General features: G+C 71.8%; 18 protein-coding genes and 1 pseudogene. 9 read left to right on the forward strand and 10 right to left on the reverse strand.

The genetic code is table 11. From position 1 onward, the window contains the following. Window positions 1–31 precede the first annotated feature (31 nt). From AB0G79_RS31265 to AB0G79_RS31290, 6 genes are all read right to left on the reverse strand, one after another. Window positions 32–637, reverse strand: a complete 606-nt coding sequence (locus AB0G79_RS31265; protein WP_360812457.1) for a hypothetical protein — start codon at window positions 635–637, stop codon at window positions 32–34. A 47-nt stretch (window positions 638–684) separates the two neighbouring features. Beyond that, window positions 685–1,188, reverse strand: a complete 504-nt coding sequence (locus AB0G79_RS31270) for a flavodoxin domain-containing protein (RefSeq protein ID WP_360812459.1) — start codon at window positions 1,186–1,188, stop codon at window positions 685–687. After that, window positions 1,185–1,640: an Hsp20/alpha crystallin family protein gene (locus AB0G79_RS31275; RefSeq protein ID WP_360812461.1), complete on the reverse strand. Its 456-nt coding sequence runs from the start codon at window positions 1,638–1,640 to the stop codon at window positions 1,185–1,187. Before AB0G79_RS31275 ends, AB0G79_RS31270 begins: the two co-directional genes overlap by 4 nt. Before the next feature lie 189 nt (window positions 1,641–1,829). Beyond that, window positions 1,830–2,060 (reverse strand): hypothetical protein, encoded by a 231-nt coding sequence (locus AB0G79_RS31280; RefSeq protein WP_360812463.1) that lies wholly within the window; start codon window positions 2,058–2,060, stop codon window positions 1,830–1,832. A gap of 242 nt (window positions 2,061–2,302) precedes the next feature. Further along, window positions 2,303–3,226, reverse strand: coding sequence for a universal stress protein (locus AB0G79_RS31285; protein ID WP_360812465.1), 924 nt, complete (start codon window positions 3,224–3,226; stop codon window positions 2,303–2,305). Beyond that, on the reverse strand, window positions 3,223–4,131 hold the full coding sequence (locus AB0G79_RS31290) for a universal stress protein (RefSeq protein ID WP_360812467.1): 909 nt from the start codon (window positions 4,129–4,131) through the stop codon (window positions 3,223–3,225). The genes AB0G79_RS31285 and AB0G79_RS31290 overlap by 4 nt, the downstream gene beginning before the upstream one ends. A 185-nt stretch (window positions 4,132–4,316) precedes the next feature. Here AB0G79_RS31290 and AB0G79_RS31295 point away from each other — a divergent pair, with 185 nt between their 5' ends. The 8 genes and pseudogenes from AB0G79_RS31295 (at window position 4,317) to AB0G79_RS31330 (ending at window position 10,145) form a co-directional block, all read left to right on the forward strand. Then, window positions 4,317–5,432 (forward strand): universal stress protein, encoded by a 1,116-nt coding sequence (locus AB0G79_RS31295; RefSeq protein ID WP_360812469.1) that lies wholly within the window; start codon window positions 4,317–4,319, stop codon window positions 5,430–5,432. Window positions 5,433–6,813: 1,381 nt separating this feature from the next. Then, window positions 6,814–7,098: pseudogene (locus tag AB0G79_RS31300) on the forward strand (transposase); the annotation flags it as partial. Then, on the forward strand, window positions 7,095–7,217 hold the full coding sequence (locus AB0G79_RS31305; protein ID WP_360812471.1) for a hypothetical protein: 123 nt from the start codon (window positions 7,095–7,097) through the stop codon (window positions 7,215–7,217). The pseudogene AB0G79_RS31300 and the gene AB0G79_RS31305, both read left to right, overlap by 4 nt. Window positions 7,218–7,241: 24 nt before the next feature. Further along, a complete protein-coding gene (locus AB0G79_RS31310) occupies window positions 7,242–7,400 on the forward strand; it encodes an IS3 family transposase (RefSeq protein WP_360812584.1) in 159 nt (52 codons plus the stop codon). A 158-nt stretch (window positions 7,401–7,558) separates the two neighbouring features. Next, window positions 7,559–7,915 carry an integrase core domain-containing protein gene (locus AB0G79_RS31315; RefSeq protein WP_360812473.1) on the forward strand — a complete coding sequence of 119 codons (357 nt, stop codon included), beginning with the start codon at window positions 7,559–7,561 and terminating at the stop codon, window positions 7,913–7,915. Window positions 7,916–8,158: 243 nt separating this feature from the next. Continuing rightward, on the forward strand, window positions 8,159–8,602 hold the full coding sequence (locus tag AB0G79_RS31320) for a DUF4383 domain-containing protein (RefSeq protein ID WP_360812475.1): 444 nt from the start codon (window positions 8,159–8,161) through the stop codon (window positions 8,600–8,602). A gap of 101 nt (window positions 8,603–8,703) precedes the next feature. After that, the gene (locus tag AB0G79_RS31325) at window positions 8,704–9,282 is read left to right on the forward strand and encodes a sigma-70 family RNA polymerase sigma factor (RefSeq protein WP_360812477.1); all 579 of its coding nucleotides are present in this window, start codon (window positions 8,704–8,706) and stop codon (window positions 9,280–9,282) included. Continuing rightward, on the forward strand, window positions 9,279–10,145 hold the full coding sequence (locus AB0G79_RS31330; protein ID WP_360812480.1) for an Ada metal-binding domain-containing protein: 867 nt from the start codon (window positions 9,279–9,281) through the stop codon (window positions 10,143–10,145). The genes AB0G79_RS31325 and AB0G79_RS31330 overlap by 4 nt, the downstream gene beginning before the upstream one ends. 182 nt (window positions 10,146–10,327) lie before the next feature. Here AB0G79_RS31330 and AB0G79_RS31335 read toward each other — a convergent pair whose 3' ends face one another. The 4 genes from AB0G79_RS31335 to AB0G79_RS31350 all read right to left on the reverse strand — a co-directional run bounded on the left by AB0G79_RS31335 (window position 10,328) and on the right by AB0G79_RS31350 (window position 14,827). Then, window positions 10,328–10,663, reverse strand: a complete 336-nt coding sequence (locus tag AB0G79_RS31335; RefSeq protein ID WP_360812482.1) for a Rieske 2Fe-2S domain-containing protein — start codon at window positions 10,661–10,663, stop codon at window positions 10,328–10,330. Further along, complete coding sequence (locus AB0G79_RS31340; protein ID WP_360812484.1) at window positions 10,651–12,072, reverse strand: iron-containing redox enzyme family protein; 1,422 nt, start codon at window positions 12,070–12,072, stop codon at window positions 10,651–10,653. Before AB0G79_RS31340 ends, AB0G79_RS31335 begins: the two co-directional genes overlap by 13 nt. 225 nt (window positions 12,073–12,297) lie before the next feature. Then, complete coding sequence (locus AB0G79_RS31345) at window positions 12,298–13,284, reverse strand: 50S ribosomal protein L11 methyltransferase (RefSeq protein WP_360812486.1); 987 nt, start codon at window positions 13,282–13,284, stop codon at window positions 12,298–12,300. A gap of 304 nt (window positions 13,285–13,588) precedes the next feature. After that, window positions 13,589–14,827: a transposase gene (locus AB0G79_RS31350; protein ID WP_360812488.1), complete on the reverse strand. Its 1,239-nt coding sequence runs from the start codon at window positions 14,825–14,827 to the stop codon at window positions 13,589–13,591. A gap of 267 nt (window positions 14,828–15,094) precedes the next feature. Here AB0G79_RS31350 and AB0G79_RS31355 point away from each other — a divergent pair, with 267 nt between their 5' ends. Then, window positions 15,095–16,579, forward strand: coding sequence for an amidase family protein (locus tag AB0G79_RS31355; RefSeq protein ID WP_360812490.1), 1,485 nt, complete (start codon window positions 15,095–15,097; stop codon window positions 16,577–16,579). Window positions 16,580–16,657: the final 78 nt, after the last annotated feature.

The raw sequence follows: 16,657 nt of genomic DNA on the forward strand, positions 1-16,657 counted from the left end.
GCGACCGGTCGCCGTCCGGTCGGCGCCGTGGTCAGACATCGTCCGTCCCGGGGCCGCCCTCCGGGCCGCTACCCCTCCGGAGACGACCGGACCAGACGGGCTCGACCTGCTCCCACTCACGCTCCAGGGCCGCGAACGTACAGCCGTCGGTTCTCCGTCGCATGACGACGAGGGTCCCGGCTCCGGTGGCCGCGACCGCTCCTGCCGTGGCGGTGCCGCCGACAAGGGAGATCAGCATGATGTCCGACGAGCTGCTGGCCCGGCGGACGACGGTGCCCGAGTCGTCCACCGTGACGGTCACGGTCCGTCCCCGGGGCGTCCCGGCGGGGACCTCGACGGTGCCGGAGCGGCGCACCCCGTCCGGGTACTCCCACAGGGCGGGGGCGATGGCGCGGCTCGCCGCACCGCTCCGCGTCAGGGCGGACGGTTCCCTGGCGGCCCCTGTGGTGGTCGCCGTGACCTGGTGAAGCTGGGCGGCTCGGGCGCGCTCCGTCCGGGCTACGAAGTCCCACAGGTATCCGGCGGCGATCGTGCCGCAGAACAGGGCGAGGATCAGGACGACGAGCACGGCCGTCCGGCGCCCCGCGCCTGCGCGTGACGGTGGCGGGTCCCTGCGGGGCGGTTCGCGTTCGGTCATGACACGCCTCCGGGCGCTTGTCGTCCCTCGGGCGGGAGGGCCGGGACTCAGCCGTCCTCTTCGAGTGCGGCTCCGATGCGGTGGGCCCAGGCGCGGACGCGGGCCGGGTCGCGGAAGTCCCCGCCCTTGCCCTTGCGGACCATGGCCCGGGCGATGAAGTCCGGGTTGTCCGCAGTGAGGGCGCCGCCGAAGGTGACGTGCTCCCTCGCGCCCAGCTGCTCCATGCGGCGGGCGACCCCGGGTACGGGCGGAATGTCGTGCCGTTCGGCGGAGCTGTCGACGGGGCCGCTGCTGAAGAGCCAGACGGGGCGGTGCCGGAGCTGTTCGGCGTTACGCCGGGCGCACTTGCGGGCCTTGCCGTTCCAGCGTCCGGCGTAGAGCGCTCCGCCGAGGACGACGCCGTCGTAGTCGCTGACGTCGGTGACGGTGTCGGCCGGCCGGACGTCGGTGTCGAATCCGTCGGCCTGGAGGGTCCTGCCGATCTCGTCGGCGATGCCGGCGGTCGCGCCGTGCTTGCTGCCGTAGGCCACGAGGACGCGCTTCGTGGTCATGACCGGTCCTCCTCCCCGTCGGCGGCCCGCTTGACGCGGATGGTCCGTGCCGTGCGGGTGTCCGGGGCGGGCATCGGGACGCGCACGGTGAGGATGCCGTCCGCGTAGGAGGCGTCGACGTCGTCCGCGGGGATGGTGTCGGGGAGGCGTACGGTCCTGCGGAACGCCCCGTAGCGGAATTCCGAGTGGTCCTTGTCCTCGGTGCTCTCCCGGTGCTCGGCGCTCACGGTGAGGATGTTGTCGTCGACCGTGAGGCTGATGTCGTCCGGGTCCATCCCGGGGAGTTCGGCCCGCAGCGTGTAGACGCCGTCGTCGCCGGTGGAGACCTCGACCGGGATGGCGTGGGCGGCCGTGGCGGGGCGCCATCCGGGGAGGCCGGGGAACTCCCGTCCGAACCAGGTGTCGAAGTCGGGGAACGAGCTGTGCCTGCGTTCCGGCTTGGCTCCGGTCATCGTCCTGCTCCTCTTCCATGGTGCCGGGTGCCGCCCCGGCAGGTGGCGGAGGGTCCGCCTCCGCACTTCCAGGCTGCTGTCCGTCCGACGCGCGGCGCAGTGTCGAAGGGGGCTGTCGGAGAGGGCCGAACGGTACCGTCCCCAAGGGGTCCGACCGGCCCTTGAAGGTCCGGCGTCGTGGTGCGTCGTTCACCGGGCGGGGTCGCGGCGGTGCAGGAGGACGTGGGCGGCGAGAAGGGACCGCAGACGGTGGGCGTCGAGCAGTTCCCCGTAGGCGTCCGCGGTGGTGGCGAATCCGGGCGGAACCTGGTTTCCCGCCGCACCGAGCCGGTCGATCAGCTCGCCGAGCAAGGCGTTCCCGCCTTCGACGCGGCTGGCGTCCTGGCGGCCCAGGTCGGTGAAGGGGGCGACGCGTCGCACGGATCCGATGGCGTCCTCCTCGGGCCCCGGCCGGGCCGGCCGGCGAGCCGGTCAGTGGGGCAGGGTGCGGCCGGACGGGGTGCACAGGTCCAGCGGGGTCTGCTCGCGGGGCCGGCGGGGTTTGGTGCTGATACGGACGCGATGCATGGCACTCACCTCTTCGCAGGGCCTGGAGCGGCCTTTGGGACGTGCGCTTCCACCAGCCTCGGGGGCGGCGTGCACGGTGCCCAGCGCCGAGGGGGTCAACCCGGTGGAGGCTTGTCGGGCCCCAGGCGAGGGGGCCGTTCGGCCCGGCCCCGGGGGCGGTCGCCCCCGCGAACCGGGGCGCCGGAGGGGACGGTGATCACCGGGCAGTCGGCGTGGTGCAGGAGGCCGTGGACCGTCGATCCGAGGCGCATGCCCGAGTAGCCGCCGCGCCCCGTCCGACCGACGACCACTGCGAGGGATTCCCTTGCGGCCAGCGCGAGTTCCGCGACCGGATGCCCGCGCACGACGTCCTGGTCGATGTCCGTGTCGGGGTAGCGCTCCGCCCAGCCGGCCACGGACTCTGCGAGGAGGCGACGCCGCTCGGCCAGGCCCGCCTCGGTGTCCTCGTGGGCGAGGAGCGATCGGGGCCAGACCCAGATCGCTCTCAGCCGTGCCTCGCGCAGGCTCGCCTCGCGGACGGCGAACGCGACGGCCTCCTGGCTCTGTTCGCTGCCGTCCACACCGACCACGAGGGTGGGCGGACGGGCCTCACTGTGCTCCGGCGCCCGGACCACGACGACGGGGCAGGGAGCGCGCGCGCTGAGGGGGGCGACGACCGAGTTCTCGCCGAGCAGTTCGGCGGCCCTGCCGAGCCGGCGCGACCCGACCACCACCAGGTCGGCCCCGGTCGCCCGGGCGAGCAGCACCGTGGCCGGTGCCCCGTCCACGAGCTCCGAGGTCGTCGGCAGAGTGCCGTGGAGCCTGCGGACGAGTTCCTCGACGTCGGCGAGGGCGGACTCCGCGCGGATCCGCAGGGCGGTGCGGTGGCCCAGGGCGTCGTACCTCAGCCGGTCGTGCACGGGGGGCACGGCGACGACGAGGCGCAGCCGCAGACGTCGGCGGTGGGCCTCGTCCGCCGCCCATACGGCGGCGGGTACGGAGACCTCCTCGGGGTCCACTCCGAACAGGAGGTCGTTCACGCGGTGTCGCCGCCGCGCGTCCCGAAGTCGACGGGGACGATCTCCACGGGGCAGTGGGCGTGGTGGATGAGGGCGTGGGCGACGCGCCCGAGGGAAGGGCCCACGCCGAGGGGCCGGTGTCCCCGGCCCATCACGATCAGGTCGGTGTGGGCGCTCGCGTCGACGAGGATCCCGGGCGTCGAGGTCCCGGTCTCGACGTGATGGGCGACGGTGAGGTCGGGGTACCACTCGCGGACGCGGTCGGCGAGGGTCTTCACCTCGCGCACCCGCCGGTGCGCGGCGGCGTCGAGGTCGTCGAGCATGGTCGCCACGTCGCCGACGTGCGTGAGGATGTTCCACACGCTCAGGAGGCGGAGCGGAACCTTGCGGACGTCCGCCTCGGCGGCGGCGAGGAGCAGCCACCCCAGGTCGTCGGCATCGCGGACCGCCGCGGTCACGGAACCCGCCTCGGGACCGTCCGCCCCGCCGCGGACGACGACCACCGGCACGTCCGCGCGGGCGGCGACTCCGAGCCCCACGGAGCCGAGCAGGAGGGCGGAGAATCCTCCGAGGCCCCTGTTGCCGACGACGACCGTCTTCTCGTGGCCGGCGGCCTCCAGGAGCCCGTCGAGCGGTTCGCGTCGGTCGAGCAGCCGGGTGACAACGAGGTCGGGAAAGCACTCCCTGACCGCCGCCTCGGTCACGGCCAGCAGATCACGACCGGTCTCCCGGACGGCCTGGATCGCCTCGGCGTCGCTCCAGTAGGCGCGCCGGTCCGTGTCGGCGGCGTGGACGAGGTGCAGGGGGCGGGACCGTCGGTCCGCCTCCGCGGCGGCCCACAGGGCGCCCGTCCGGGCCGAAGGGGAGCCGTCGACGCCCACGAGGACGTCGGGCAGCTCGGGCCGGACCAGGGGCTCGCTGCTCATGGCTCCTCCTCGGGAGTGCGTCCGGGGCTCGTACGGCGTCCGGAGGGGCGTCACTCCTCACGCTGACACCGGCCCGCGCCGGCCGCGATGGGCCGTTCGGCCCCGATGCGGACCTGCCCGGCCCTCACGCGCGGCGGTGCGCCGGACGAGCCTGGTGCCATCGACGGACGGCCGAGGAGGCAGTGATGGCAGCGCAGGTCACCGTAGGACTGGACGGCTCGGAGGAAAGCCTCGCCGCGGCACGGTGGGCCACGGGGGAAGCGGTTCTCCGTGGGGTTCCGCTGCGTCTGGTGCACGTGGAGGAATGGCCGAACACTCCGGAGATCCCGGCCCCCTACGCCCGGACGCTGTACGAGCGGGCCGAGGCGCTCCTGCACGACGAGGCGGACCGGGCCCGGAAAGAGCACCCCGATCTGGAGGTCACCACGGAGCGGGCGCGCGGGCGCGCGGCGGACGAACTGGTCGCGGCGTCGGACGAGGCGGACCTGCTGGTGCTCGGGTCGCGCGGGCTCGGCGGCGTCCTCGGCTTCGTCGTGGGATCCGTCTCCCTCGCGGTCGTCGGCGTGGCCCGGCGGCCGGTCGTCCTCGTGCGCGCGCGGCGCCCGGACCCGGCGGCGTCCGCCCACGGGATCGTGGTCGGCGTGGATCTCCACCATCCGTGCGAGCCCCTGCTGGCCTTCGCGTTCGGGGAAGCCGCCAGACGGCGCGTTCCTCTGCGGTTCCTCAGCACCTGGACGGTGCCCGCCTCCTACGGCTACGCGGCCGTGGTGGACCCGGGGATCGCCGAGGAGCTGGGCGCCGGCGTACGCGTCGGCCTCGACGAGCTGCGGCGCCGGTGGCGGTCGTCCCGCTGGGATGAGCGTGCGGTTGAGGGGCGGACCGGCCGGTCCGCCCCTCGACCTCTCCTCGCTTCACGTTCCGGGCGCGCCGGGCACGAGGATCCGGCGTCCCGTGACGCGACGCGGCACGAGCCTCACGGCGGTGTCCCGGCCGTCCCCGGACCAGGGACGCACGGTCACGGCCCGGCTCATGCCCATGACCTCGGCCGGGTCGGAGAGCGCGTGCACCGGGCCGACGAGCAGAACGCTCCAGCCCAAATCCGCCCGTTGACCGGGACACTCTCTTCGCTGACTGCCAGCGCCGTCTGGCCGAGGTGGCCCGCGAACGGGGTCTCGCCGCTGATCGGTGCCACCTCGACGCGGCCTGACTCCGCCATGTCGTATCCCGCGAAGGGGGCCGATGTCTCCATGATCAGGCACCAGATGTCTCCACGATCAGGCCCCAGTCCGACCCGGTCGTGATGCGCGTGGCGACCGCTTCGCTGTCGATCAGCCACACGTCCAGCGGGCCAGACGGAGCCTCTGAGTCGTACAGGTGCCACGAGGCGACCACGTGCTCAAGACGGCGTCCGACCAGGTAGTTAGGACGCACACGTACTGTTAGGCGAACCTCCAGCTCACGTCCTTATACGGGCCATCCCTTTGGACGGGGTTTCTTGGCCCCAGGGTGACGGCTGCAATTGGCCCCACCGAGTAACGGGTTAGGTTGGCCCCACCAGGCGGTCAGCGCTGTGAGTGGCAGGAGACTTGGTGAAGGCTGTCAGCGATTTCATGCCCCTTACTGAGCAGCCTGTTCTGAAGTGACGAAAGGGCCCGTCAGCGATCCGACGGGGCCTTTTTGGGCGAGCGAGGAAGAGCTTTCCGCGGATGCTCTTAACAACTGCTCGGAGGTACTATTGGTTGGGAATGCCGTTTCCCGCTTGATGTGATGCCGTTAGCCGCCGAGTAGGTCTGCGGCAAGGAATCCCGTGACAACCAAGACGACGAGCAGTCGCAATGCAATGATTCCGTCGATGACCAGCCACGCGCGGGGACTACGGGCTATTCTGACAAGCCAGGCGACCCCGATGGAGGTGAGGGCGCCTGCAGCGAGCCAGGCCAACTGCGCCTCCTCGCGCGGCTGGCTTGAAGGCGCTGGTGTCGAGGTCATACGACTCCATGTACATCGCCAGGGCCAGCAGCAGCCAGCACAGCGACAGCACTGCGGTGACGGCTGATTCGACGATCACAAACACGAGGCGGCCGGTGCTGCGGCCAACTTCCCCCGCGGCGCGTGGAATGTGTGAGCCACTCATTTACACAAACCCCCAATACGTCTCTTTTGACCTAGGCCGGTGTCGACTTACTAGCTTGGCGCAACTCCTGCAGGCGGCCTTCTTTGCGCCAACTATTGTCACGCTGCAATCTGCCGCCCGACCCCTCTGCCGACAATACTGTTGTAGGCATCGGCGCGGGAGTCCTTAACCGCCTTTACGCCACTGCCAGCGTCCCTTTCGTGAGCGTATCCAAGCCTGCGGGCCGTTCCCGCCCCGTATGCCCAGGCAAGAACTGCCTGCCAGATGCAGTGACGGAAGGCGTTCCGCTTGGCTTGGTCTCTGTACGCAGCCTTCACTTGTCGGAGCGCCCAAAACGTGATCGCCATCATTCCGCCGCAGCGCCAGTAATAGAGGTCGCAGACTGTTGTCTCAGGCAGCAAGCCATTGACGCTGACCATTCCGCTGAGGTCAGTGCGGTTTACGGGGTCAGCCGCACAGTGGAGTGACCCCCGAAATTCCGACACCTGGACGCTGGATGTTTCGTCGTCCAGGAGAAGTGATCCAAGGTGGCATAGCGGAAGAACTACCCCGAAGAGTTCAAGCGGGACGCGGTCGACCTAGCGCGTTCCGCGCCGGACCGTTCCCTCACCGACATCGCCCACGGCCTGGGCATCCCTCTGGAGACCCTGCGCAGGTGGGTCCGCGAGGAGTGGACCCGCACCCAGGCTGTGGACGGCGAGGGTGACGTCGGCATGACGCCTGATGAGAAGGAGGAGCTCAGGCGCCTGCGGCGGGAGAACGCCCGGTTGAAGGAGGACAACGAGATCCTCCACAAGGCCGCCGCCTATCTCGCGCGGGAGACGACACGGTGATCCGCTGCCGTTTCGTCGACGAGCACCGGAACGCCCACAAGGTGAAGCGGATGTGCGATGTTCTCGGCTGGGACCGCTCCGGCTACTGCACCTGGCACCAGAACAAGGAGGCACGGTAGGAGAAGGCCGACGCGGAGGAGGGGCTGGTCCACCGCATCCAGGCGATCCACACCGATTCCGGGGGAGCCTACGGGGCTCTGCGGATCACCCGGAAAATCCGGGACCAGGGGCACGTGGTGAACCGCAAACGCGTCGCACGGATCATGCGCGAGCGAGAGATCGCCGGGACGACGCGACGGTAATCGCGGTCGCTGACGAAGCAGGACCGCACGGCGCCGTCCGCACCGGACCTGATCCTGCGCGACTTCACCGCGCCGATGCAGGGCCTGAAATTCGTCGGGGACATCACCTGTCTGCCGACTGCAGAGGGCTGACTGTATCTGGCGACGCTGATCGATCTGTGCACGCGGGAGGTCGTGGGCTGGTCGATGGCCGACCACCCGCGCACCAAACGTCGGACCGCGGCTCGCAATACACCTCAAACCAATTCCGTGCCCTGCTGCGCGAGTTGGACATTCGGCAGAGCGCTGGACGCACCGGTTCATGCTTCGACAATGCTGCCGCGGAGAGCTTCTTCGCCGTCCTGAAAGCAGAGATCGGTACGACCGTCTGGGGGACCCGGGCGCAGGCTCGGCAGGACGTTTTCCGGTGGATCGCGGAACATTACAACCGGGAGCGGCTCCACTCGACCATCGGCTACATCACGCCGTACCAGGCGAGGGCCCGCTGCCCTCAACGGCTGGAACTCGCGGTATAACACGGAAGTGTCGGGACCTGAGGGGTCACTTCACCACGAGGCCCGCTCCCTCGCCGCGACTCTCGCCGCTCCCCGTCCCGTCCCTCCCCACGATCACCCCCGCGACACGAACGGCAGAAGGGACCGAAGCCCCGAACCCGCGGCCGGACGGCCGCTCGGTGCCGAGCGCCGTTTGCGGGTTCCGCTCCGGGGCAGGCGCCGGAGCGACCCGGCCGGCACCGCCTCGCCGGAAGGAGCAGCGCCATGACGACCCGCGCCCGAGCCACCTCCCGATCACCCGTACAGCTCGCCGCCCTCCTGGTGGGAGCCGTCTTCCTCCTGGCCGGCGTCCTCGGCTTCATCCCCGGCGTGACGACCGACTACGACTCCCTGGAGTTCGCCGAGCAGCACTCGGAAGCCATGCTGCTCGGCGTCTTCCAGGTCTCCGTCCTGCACAACCTCGTCCACCTCCTGTTCGGCGTCGTCGGCGTCGCCATGGCGAGCACCGCCGCGGCCGCCCGCGCCTACCTGATCGGCGGCGGCCTCGTCTACCTCGCCCTGTGGATCTACGGCCTCGTCGTCGACTACGACAGCTCCGCCAACTTCGTCCCCCTGAACAGGGCCGACGACTGGCTCCACTTCGGCCTCGGCGGCGGCATGGTCGCCCTCGGCCTCCTGCTCGGCCGCCGCACCGCCCCCCGCACCTGACGGCGGTCCCCCGAGGGAACACCGCCTAGGCTGGCAGGTGTGACGGAAGGGCTCACCGAGGCGGTGCAACCCTTCGGCGGACGGTGGTGTTTACGTCAGTGATGGACGACATCCCACCTCCGCTGACCGAGCTGCTCGCCGCAGATCTCGACCGTGGGTTCGCAGAGCTCGTGCGCACCCACGGCGGCGCCGTGTACGCGGTGCTGCTGCGGCTGTCCGGCGCGCCGCGCGACGTGGAGGACCTCGTGCAGGACACCTTCCTGCGGGCCTACACGGCGCTCCGCGACTACACGCCGGACCGGCGGCTCGCCCTGCAGCCGCGGGCCTGGCTGCTCGCGATCGCCACCAACGTGTGGCGCAACCACGTGCGCACGCTGACCAGACGGCCGGCCGCCGAGGACGGGGTGGACGTCCAGGAACTGCCGCTCGCGGACGGGCGTCCCGGCCCCGAGCGGCATGCCGAGCACGCCTTCGAGAGGGAGAGACTGGTGGCCGCCCTCGCCGAGCTGCCCGAGCACCACCGGCTTCCGGTGGTCCTGCGACACGTCGGCGAGCTGAGCTACGCGGAGGTCGCGGAGCTGCTGGGCTGTCCGGTCGGCACCGTGAAGGCGCAGGTGTCACGAGGTCTCGCCGCGCTGCGCGGCAAGCCCCAGCTGGCGGAAGAGGAGGTGATCGGATGAGCCGGCTCCACTCCGGCTCCGGCGACGAGCCGGACAGACGGAACGGTACGGCCAGGCCCCAGGTGTCGTCAGCGAAGATCGCGGACATCTCGCCGCCGGGCGTCGACGACCTGCGCGTACCGATGCCCGCGGACCTGGCGATCCGCATCCTGGAGCGCGCCGGTGTCGCCGAGCGCGAGTACGACCGGTACGCCGTGGTCGAGAGCCCGGTCGCCACCCTGTTCGTGGCCTACGGCCGCGGTGCGGTCACCGGCTCGGCGCCGGTCGACTGGTTCGCGCGCCCGGACGCGTTCGAGGAGGCCCACCTGCGTCGCACGGGACGCACGGCGCTGCCGACCGCCAAGCCACTGCCCGGGGTCGCCGGAGCACTGCGCACCGGCCGCGACCGGATGCTCCGCTACAACTACGGCGACCTGACGGAAGCCGAGCGGAAGGTCCTGGAGGCGGTGCGGGCGATTCCGCGCGGCCAGCTCCGGCCGGCCGGGTGGCTGGCGAAGGAGGCGGGGCTGCGGGAGTTCACCGCGGTGGAGATACTGCGGGCGGTGCGGGCCACCCCGGCCCCGGTGCTGATCCCGGTCCACCGGCTCAGTGACGAGGACGGGCGGCCCGTCGACTGCGGGCTGCCCCCCGACCTGGTGGACCGGCTGTGGGCCCACGAGGGCATCGACACGGACCGCCTGGATCGGTTCTCCGCCGAGGGCACCCACTACCTGGGCAGCGACACCACCCGGATCTTCTGCTACCCGACCTGCGCGCACGCGCGCCGCATCACCGACCGGCACCGGGTGCCGTTCGGTTCGGTGGACGCGGCCCGCGCGGCCGGCTACCGGGCCTGCTTCAGCTGCCGCCCCGTGGTGGCCTGAGCGGGCCGCGGGGAAACGCGGCGAGCTCCGGTGCGTCCCGGGACGGCACCGGAGGGAGAAGGGAAGGGGCGGACGACGGTCCAAGAAGGCTCCTGACACTGCTCGGGGGTTACGGGTTCCCGGTTACGGGTTCCCGGTTACGGGTTCCCGGGGGCGGCCCCGTAAGGCCGCCCCCGAAGAATTCACCCGGCCGCGTCGAGTTGCGGGGACACGGGAAGGTGGCCGAGCTCCACCGGCGCGTCCACCGGACCCCGTACCACCGCGGTCACGGAGTCGCCCGAGCGGACGGCCGGAACGCGGCGGCTCAGCCGGGCGATCGACACGGTCTGCTCGTGCCACGGGCACACGAGCCGCCGTCCGGTCGCGTCGACCGAGGCGAGGTTGAGCGGGCCGCCCCGGTGCGGGCAGGAGGCCGGCAGCACCGCCCCGCCCGCCTCGGTGCGGATGTACACATAGGGCAGGCCGGCGACGCGGACGCAGTTCTCCGCTCCGCTGACCTTGAACGTCACGACAGGCATGCGCGGTGGTCCCCGACCGAGAAGATCTGGTAGACGCACTCGTCGGACTCGATGATCGCGCCGTGCAGCCGGTTGCTCTGGATCACGGTGCCCTCACCGGCCTCCAGGATCCGGTACGAGTTGAACCCGCTGACGAACCTCATCGTGCCGCTCACGATGTGGCAGAGCTCGTCGCCCTCGTGGCTGTGGGTGTTGGACAGTTCGCCGTACGGCTCCACGATGTCGGCGACCGGCGGCTTCACCCGGCCCTCCTGGATCGCCGCGTACACCGGGGCGTGCAGCTCCTTGTAGCGGTCGGCGTCGTCCATCCACGCGATCTGGGTGGCGAAGTCCTCGTCCGCGATCGTGCTCAGGAGCCGGAACTCCTCGATGCCGCGGACGATCTCCGGGATGATCTGCTCCCCGTGACGCTCGATCAGGGGCTTCACCAGCTTGTCCAGTGCCATGCGGCCGTGGTGCTGGTCGATGTGGACGTGCTCGGTGAAGTACCGGACGTCCGCGGCGCCGTCGAAGACGTCCGTCAGGAGGCTCTCCGCGCGCCGGCAGAAGTCGACGAGGGTGCTTTCCGTGTAGTAGAGCGCGCCGACGTAGCGGAAGAAATTCTCGTGGTTCTTTCCCAGATAGTGGAAATAGTTGTTCAGCGCCAGGCTCGACACGAGGTAGTACTGCCAGTACCGGTGGACGTCGGAACCGAGGTCGACGGATTCGAGGGTCGCCTCGAAAAGGGTGCTGTGTTTCGTGTCGTGCACGCCGTAGCCGTACTCGTCGAGCAGGATCTTGAACCATTCCGACTGTTCGGGACCGTAATACCCGAGCACGTTGCGGGCCATCGGCGAGGCCTCGGAGAGGAAGTCCGGGGCGAACTGGATCAGCCACATGCGGGCGGCGCGCTGCCGGTCCGAGGAGTCGCGGATCGCCTTCTCGGCCGGGGACGCCTCGCCCTCGGCGTAGACGTCCAGGTCCTCCAGGTAGGCGAGCAGTCGCTCGGTGGTCCACTCGCCGGACACCTCGACCTCCTCGTCGAGGAAGCCGAAGGCGAAACGTTCCAGCGCGGGCCGGACGAGCTCCCCGCGGGCACGGTTGCCGGGGCTGTAGTAGTGGCGGAAGTCCTCGGACAGCTCACCCAGGCCGGCCTTCGGGAAGAAGACGAGATCGGCCTCGTAGATGCTGGTGAGCAGGCGCTGGGCGGCCAGGCTGCTGTACTCCAGGATCCTGTCGCGGCCCGGCACCCGGTCGAAGTCCAGGTACGGGAGGACCTGCGGGCGCAGCTGCCTGCGGTAGGGGTTGTCGGAGTTCTCCCACTCCTCGTTGTCCGTGTACACCGGGTTGGCGGCATAGGCCACGATCGCCTCGCGCAGGGCGTCCCCGCGCAGCTCGAACGGCTCGTACGGGGCAGGGGTGTGCGACATGTGCGGGACTGCCTTCCACTGATCGGTGGGGTTCAGGGGCAAGGGTCGGTGCGGGTGCGGCGCGGGACCGGAGTCCGGATCGGGCCCGGGACCGTTGGCCGGGACCGGGGCCAGGGCCGAGGCCGGGGGCGGAGCCGAGCCAGGGGCCGAGCCGGGCCGGGGCAGGAGCCGGGCCAGGAGCCGAAACCGAAGCCGAGGACGAAGCCGGGTCGGAGGGGCCGGTGCTCAGGCCAGGGAGAGCCGGGTCTCGCTCCACACCAGGTCGAGCTCGACCGTCGAGCCCGCCTCGGCCTCGACGGGCTCGGCGAGCGGGATCAGCGCCTGCATCCAGTGGGAGCCGATGTTCTCCGGCGAGTTGCGGAGGACGACACCGCCGCCGAGCTCCATCTCGAACCACGCGACCAGGGCGTGCACGGTGCCGGATTCGCGCACCGGCAGGACGAGCTTGCGCTCGCCGGGTCCGAGCGGGTCCACGGCGAAGTCGAAGGAGACCAGCTCGACCGGATCGGAGAGCGTCCGGTGCGGCCAGGTGTGCAGCCGGATCGGGAAGTGGCCGGGCGTGGCGAAGGCGTTGAGCCGCGAGACGTCGAAGCCGCCCGCGCGGCTGACCCGGTTGAGGTTCACCGCGTTCTCGCTCTGCAGCAGCATGCCGAGGATCCGCGCGCGCTCGGGGAGCATGACCCCGTCGCTGGCGAGGAGTTCGCGGCGGGCGTGCCGGATCGTGGGAAGGATGCCCTCGCCGATGAGACCGCAGTCCACTATCTCGGAGATCACGGCGTCCACCCGGCGGGGCAGCTCGCGGCCGACCGTGAGCTCGTCGGAGCGGCAGGCGAGGACCGTGATGCGGTCGGCGAAGCCCTCGGCCGCGACGACCTGCCGGGCGACCTCGACCATCAGCGGGTTCGCCTCGCAGCTGTAGACGTGGGCGGCGCCGGCCCGTACCGCCATCATGGCGAGCAGGCCGGTGCCGGCGCCGATGTCGAGCACGGTGCTTCCCCGGGGGACGACCCGCTCCAGGGCGGTGGCCAGGGCGTCGTTGCGCTCGTGGTCGTTGAGCATGGCGAAGTGCCAGCGGGGCACCGCCTCGCGCGCGAACTCCCGGAAGGCCGGGATCTCCATCGACAGGCCGTCCGGCTCGGCCAGGACCCTCTCGGTCGCCTCGGCGACCCGGCTCAGCTCCTGGGCCCTGGCGCGCAGTCCCGCCAGGGCCACGCGGGCCTCTCCCTCGGCCGTCAGGCTTGTGACACTCGTCAATTGGGGCATGTCGCTTCGCAGACTCCTGGTAGGAATGGCTTTTCTGACACGCTTGCGAGAACACCGGGTCGGCAGCCTGGTTCAGGGGTCTGCTTCAGGACCGCGCCCGGCTTGAATTCGGTCACCGGTACCGAATGAAATTCGTGGGAACGAAAGATGAAGGCCGGATGCGGTGCATATTCCGATACGTTATTCGGCTCCGGCCCTTCGATTAGAGCACCGCCCCCGTCGGGGCGGCAAGCACGCGCCGAAGGAGCGGTACTTAAGAGGTGGGGGCCGCCCTATTCCGCTCCAGCCGGAGCGCGGCGGCCGTCATCGCCAGGGTGGTGTGGCGGTACCAGGCGACCCAGGTGCGCACCTGATGGCTGCTCAACCCCGCCCGGGTGTCGGCCTCGTGGACGGCGAGCGCGGCCGCGGCGCCCGCGGCGGCCATGGCCCGGGCGGCCGGGAGGTCGGGGGTGGTGGCCGGCGCGTGCAGCAGGAAGCGTGAGATCTGGCCCGAGGGCAGGCGTCGGGCCAGCAGGGTGAGCCGGAACCCCGGCGCCGGATGCCCGTAGACGGAGCCGAGGCCCCGGCCGAGCAGCTGCCAGGTCTCCTCGCGGCCCGCCTCGCCGCGTGGAGCGACGGGGTCCGCCTCCGCCGTGGACGGGTGCGGCAGTTGGGGAAGCTCGACACAGAACGGCAGTCTCAGGTGACACATCCACCGGCGTAACCGGGGGTCGGCGAAGTCCGGCCCGCCGAAGACGGCACCCACGGGGACGCCGCCCGCGAGGGCGCGCTCCAGCATCTCCCGCCCCAGGTCGGCCATGTTGCGGGGGCGTACGCGCTCCGCGGGCACGCCCGCCCTGGCGCAGCGCCCCGGGTCGGCGACCCACGAGGGCGGCAGGTGCAGTTCCCGGTCGATCAGCGCGCCCCTGTCCCGGGACACGTAGCAGAGCAGCGCCGCGACCTGGGTGTGCCGGTCCCGCCCCGCGACGCGGGAGACGGCCTGCGGCGCCGCGGCGCCCGAGGCCGGGCCCCTCGGCGGGCCAGAGGCCGGAAACGCCGAGACCGGGGACGGCGGGGCCGGGGACGCCGCGACCGAGCGCGACGGGGCCGGGGAGGCCGGGGGCTGCGCGGCCGGGGAAGGCGAGGCGGGGGCGACCGCCACGGCGCCCGTGCCCGCTCGCGCCGTCTCGTGCCGGCGCAGCACCAGGCAGGGGCCCGACGTGCCGAGCAGGGGGACGACGTGGTCCCGGACGCTGTCGCGGAGCCGGTCGGCGTCCCACACCGCGCGCGTGAGGAGCCGCTGCGTGCTCCAGGCGCTGTCGGCGCCGGCCTGCGCGGCGATCTCGGCGGCGCTGCCCCGGGTGGGGTCGGCGAGGAGGGCGCGGACGTAGGCGAGGGCGCGGTCCCGTGGTTCGGCGCGCGCGAAGTGGCCGCCGAGGAGGCTCAGCAGCTCCGGGCGCGGCCCGGCGAGGTCGTCGGCGCGGGTGAGCGGGGAACGGGGGGTGACGACCATGAGCCTGTCTCCAATAGGTCTAGACCTGTAGGGCTCCGGCGCGAGACTAACCGAGACCGGGGCGGAGCGGAAAGCCTTGATCCGGTAAGGCGGTTGGGGTACGCGCGCGTGGCGCGAGGGTTGCTCGTCCCGCCGTCGTGAAACACCGCTCGCGGACCGCGAATCCCCTCCGCCTGCCCGCAACCGGACCGGCACGGGCGGTGTTTCCCCTCTCATCCGGCTCGATGACGACAATCGACGACCCGACGACCCGATGCGAGGCCCGAGATGACCGAAACCACCGAACTGAGCGCCATCCGGCTCGCCGAGGCGGTCCGCAGGCGCGAGATCTCCCCGGTCGAGGCGGTCCAGGCGGCCCTGGACCGGATCGAGAAGACCAATCCCGCGGTCAACGCCTTCGTGACCGTCTGCGGCGAGCGCGCCCTGGAACGGGCCGCGGCCGCCGAGCGCGCCGTCGCCGACGGCGCCGAACTGGGCCCGCTGCACGGCGTTCCGATCGGCGTGAAGGACCTGGACCCGGTGGCCGGGGTCCGGATGGCCCGCGGCTCCCTCGTCTTCGCCGAGGACGTGCCGCAGGAGACGATCAGCTGCGTCGAGCGGCTCGAAGAGGCCGGCGCGATCGTCGTGGGCAAGACCAACACGCCGGAGTTCGGCTTCAAGGCCACCACCGACAGCGCCCTGTTCGGCCCGGCCTCCACGCCCTTCAACCGGGCCATGAACGCGGGCGGTTCGTCCGGCGGCAGCGCCGCCGCCGTCGCCTCCGGCATGGTCCCGCTCGCCCAGGGCTCCGACGCCGGCGGCTCGCTGCGCGTGCCCGCGGCCTTCTGCGGCGTCTTCACCCTGATGCCGACCTTCGGCCGGGTCCCCGTCCCCGCCAAGCCCAACGCGTTCCGCCGGTTCAACCCGATGGTCTGCTACGCGCCCCTCGCCCGGACCGTCGCCGACGCGGCCCTCGGCGTGGACCTGATGTCCGGAGCGCACGCCTACGACCCGTACAGCTTCCCGTCCCCCGAGAAGCTCGTCGACGAGCTCCACGGCGACCTGACCGGCCTGCGCGTCGCCTACAGCCCGGACCTCGGCGGCTACCCGGTCGAGCCGGAGGTCGAGGCGGTCGTACGGGCCGCGCTGCCCGCCCTCCGGGAGGCCGGCGCCCTCGTCGAGGAGGTCGACTTCCGGCTCCCCCTGCCGCACGCCGAGCTCACCGCGATGTGGCGCCGCTACCTGTCCGTCGCCCACGCCGAGTCGGCGGCGATCTCGCGCGACAACGGCATCGACCTGCTCGGCGACTACGCCGGCTCCATCGACCAGGGGTACCTCGACTCGGTCGGCGTCGGCGACGCGCTCAGCGCCGTCGACTTCCGGCTCGCTGACCTCGACAGGACCCGTGTGCTCTACGCCTTCGAGAGCCTCTTCGACCGGTACGACCTCGTGGTCAGCCCGGTGAACACGATCGCCGGGATCCCCAACTCCGCCGGGCGCGACACCGTCGGACCCACGTCCGTCGAGGGCCAGTCCGTCGACCCGTACGTCGGCTGGTCCATGACCAGCCCGTACAACCTCATCGGCAGCCCCGCCGCTTCCGTGCCCGTCGGCCGCGCCCGCAACGGCGTGCCCGTCGGCCTGCAGGTCGCCGCCCGCCGTCGCGGCGACGGCCTCGTCGTCCGTGCCTCCGCCGCGTTGGAGACCCGGCTCCCCTGGGCCTCCGGCTACCAGGAGCTCGACCTCGGCACCGGGCACGCCACCGGCGCCTGACCCGGCCGCCCGCCGGCCGGGCCGGTCGCAACCCGACCGGCCCGGCCGGTGTTCCCAGAGACGTACCGGCCTCCCCGG

This window comes from Streptomyces sp. NPDC020807 (assembly GCF_040641575.1).
Taxonomy (GTDB): Bacteria; Actinomycetota; Actinomycetes; order Streptomycetales; family Streptomycetaceae; genus Streptomyces.

Coding starts and splice junctions, on each gene's coding strand:
- AB0G79_RS31340 (WP_360812484.1), bottom strand. CDS start 12,072: ATGTCGCACACCCCTGCCCCGTACGAGCCGTTCGAGCTGCGCGGGGAC.
- AB0G79_RS31275 (WP_360812461.1), bottom strand. CDS start 1,640: ATGACCGGAGCCAAGCCGGAACGCAGGCACAGCTCGTTCCCCGACTTC.
- AB0G79_RS31330 (WP_360812480.1), top strand. CDS start 9,279: ATGAGCCGGCTCCACTCCGGCTCCGGCGACGAGCCGGACAGACGGAAC.
- AB0G79_RS31265 (WP_360812457.1), bottom strand. CDS start 637: ATGACCGAACGCGAACCGCCCCGCAGGGACCCGCCACCGTCACGCGCA.
- AB0G79_RS31355 (WP_360812490.1), top strand. CDS start 15,095: ATGACCGAAACCACCGAACTGAGCGCCATCCGGCTCGCCGAGGCGGTC.
- AB0G79_RS31325 (WP_360812477.1), top strand. CDS start 8,704: ATGGACGACATCCCACCTCCGCTGACCGAGCTGCTCGCCGCAGATCTC.
- AB0G79_RS31295 (WP_360812469.1), top strand. CDS start 4,317: ATGGCAGCGCAGGTCACCGTAGGACTGGACGGCTCGGAGGAAAGCCTC.
- AB0G79_RS31320 (WP_360812475.1), top strand. CDS start 8,159: ATGACGACCCGCGCCCGAGCCACCTCCCGATCACCCGTACAGCTCGCC.
- AB0G79_RS31290 (WP_360812467.1), bottom strand. CDS start 4,131: ATGAGCAGCGAGCCCCTGGTCCGGCCCGAGCTGCCCGACGTCCTCGTG.
- AB0G79_RS31350 (WP_360812488.1), bottom strand. CDS start 14,827: ATGGTCGTCACCCCCCGTTCCCCGCTCACCCGCGCCGACGACCTCGCC.
- AB0G79_RS31335 (WP_360812482.1), bottom strand. CDS start 10,663: ATGCCTGTCGTGACGTTCAAGGTCAGCGGAGCGGAGAACTGCGTCCGC.
- AB0G79_RS31270 (WP_360812459.1), bottom strand. CDS start 1,188: ATGACCACGAAGCGCGTCCTCGTGGCCTACGGCAGCAAGCACGGCGCG.